This is a genomic window from Peptoniphilus sp., assembly GCF_050943655.1.
In the GTDB taxonomy this organism is placed as follows: domain Bacteria; phylum Bacillota; class Clostridia; order Tissierellales; family Peptoniphilaceae; genus Peptoniphilus_A.
In genome coordinates, this window is the sequence record NZ_JBMNPQ010000121.1 from 1 (window position 1) to 2,633 (window position 2,633).

The 2,633-nt window shown below is 31.6% G+C and carries 2 protein-coding genes; both read left to right on the plus strand.

Annotated elements, in window-relative coordinates:
- Positions 1-1,000, plus strand: a 1,000-nt coding sequence (locus ACOX6R_RS07840) for a M24 family metallopeptidase (protein ID WP_433448964.1), incomplete at its 5' end; no start/stop codon positions are given.
- Between the two features lies 1 nt (position 1,001).
- Positions 1,002-2,633 (plus strand): excinuclease ABC subunit UvrC (gene uvrC, locus ACOX6R_RS07845; RefSeq protein WP_433448966.1); only part of this gene is annotated, 1,632 nt, incomplete at its 3' end.

Here is a 2,633-nt window from a genome sequence, read left to right on the forward strand (position 1 = left end):
CTATAAAGAAAATAGAATATATCTAGATACTGATTCTGTAAATCATAGAATTTATTCATCTCTTGAGAAAGATAATAAAATAATAGAAGGCATTAATATTTCTACAAATTTAAAAGCAATTAAAAATGAAGTGGAAATTGAAAACCTTGAAGATACTTATATAAGAGATGGAGTAAGTCTATTTAAATATATTTGTTGGTTGAAGAAGAAGGTTAAAGATGCTCCGATTGGAGAGTATGAAGCACAGCTAAAACTAGATGAATTTAGAAGTGAGGATTCTTTATATCTATCTAATTCATTTGGTACTATTTCTGCCTATGGACCTAATGCTGCCATGATGCATTACAGCGCTTCACCAAATAATGAATCAACAATTTATGATAAGGGCCTTTATCTTGTGGATTCAGGTGGCCAATATTATTCTGGGACAACAGATATTACAAGAACTCTTGCAATGGGAAAACTAACTGAAGAGGAGATAAGAGACTACACAGTAACTTTAAAATGCCACTTAAACTTAATGGACTGCATTTTCTTAAAAGGCACAAGTGATATTGCATTAGACGGCATTGCTCGTTACGACATGTGGCAAGCTCACATGGACTATAAATGTGGTACAGGTCATGGTATTGGATTTGTTTTATCAGTTCACGAAGGTCCACAAAGCATTAGAATTTCTAAGACTCCGACTACAATGGAAGTGGGCATGATTGTTTCAAATGAACCAGGAGTTTATAAAGAAGGAAGTCACGGCATTAGAATAGAAAATATTATGCGTGTTGTAGAAGACAGAGAAACAGTTGACTCTGTATTCTATAAATTTAAAACTATTTCTTACTGTCCATTTGAAATTGATGCAATTGATCCATCTCTTTTAAGCGATAGACAACTTGAAGTTTTAAATGAATATCACAAAGAAGTATATAAAAAACTAAGCCCACATTTAAGTGGGGAAGAATTAGATCTTCTTAAACACGAAACTAGAAAGGTAACGAGATAATTTGAAAGACTTGAGAGAAAAACTTGATAAGCTCCCGGATAAGCCGGGAGTTTATATAATGAAAAATGAATTAGATGAAATAATTTATGTAGGCAAAGCTAAATCACTGCGTAAAAGAGTTCGTCAATATTTTGGTTCATATGGAAAGAGCAGCAAAAAAGTTGCGAATATGGTCTCAAAAATTAATGATTTTGAATACATTATAGTAGAAAATGAAGTTGAATCTCTCGTATTAGAGTCAAATCTCATAAAAAATAATTTACCAAAATATAATATTCTGTTAAGAGATGATAAGCAGTATCCATATATTAAAGTTACAACGAACCAAAGATACCCAAGAGTTTTAAAAACGAGACGAATAGAAAAAGATAAAGCTAAATATTTTGGACCTTATCCCGATATATTTGCTGTAAATGATTCATTAGACACCTTTGAGATGATGTATCCTCTTAGGACTTGTAACTTAAATCTAGAAAACGTAGAAGAGAAAAATTATAGACCATGCTTAAATTATTATATTGGAAAATGTATGGGACCTTGCATTGGAAATGTAGATGATGACGAATATAATAAAATGGTGGATGAAGTCTTGAACTTTTTATCCAGTTCTAATGATGAACTAATTAAGAAATTAAATGCAAAAATGTTTGAATATTCTGAAAAAATGGAATATGAAAATGCCGCAGATATTCGAGACAGAATCAAAAATTTAGAATATTTAAAAGAAAGACAGCTTATTTCTGATCCAGAAGCTCGCGATGATAAAGATATTATTGCACTTGCAAAGAGTGTTGATGAAGCACTGGTTCAAATATTTTTCTTTAGAAATGGAAAAATTATTGGCCGCGAACATTATTTAATTAAAGACTACTATAATGACAGTTACGGAGAAATTCTTTCATCTTTTATGAAACAGTTCTACATTGGAGCAAGTTATATTCCAAAGGAGATAATTGTTGAAGATCTTCCAACTGATTTTAATATAATTGAGAAGTGGCTAAGTGAGAGAAGGGGCAATAAAGTAACTATAACTATGCCTGTTAAAGGAAATAAAAAAGAATTAGTTCGAATGGTTAAGCGCAATGCAATAGATATGATAGATAAATATGGAGATAGATATTCCAAACGAGTTGAGGTAAATAAACTTGCACTTGAAGAAATTCAAGATCTCATTCACTTGGATACATTCCCAAATAGAATCGAAGCTTACGATATTTCAAACATATCTGGTGTTGAGTCAGTTGGATCAATGGTTGTATTTGAAAATGGAGACTCTAAAAAAAGCGACTATAGAAAATTTAGAATCAAGACAGTAGTAGGTGCAGATGATTATGGAAGTCATCGCGAAATATTAACGCGAAGATTTAAACGTGGTGTAGATGAAAAAAAATCATTGGTAAAATCTTCATTTTCTAGTTTTCCTGATTTAATTATGATGGATGGTGGAAAGGGACAGGTAAATGTAGCAAAAGAAGTATTAGAAAGCTTTGGACTAGATATACCCGTTTGTGGACTTGTAAAAGATGATTTCCACACTACTCGTGGCATAATATATAATAATGTTGAATATGGTCTTCCAATTGATTCTAGAGGTTATAAGATGATTTATAAAATTCAAGAAGAGATGCACAGG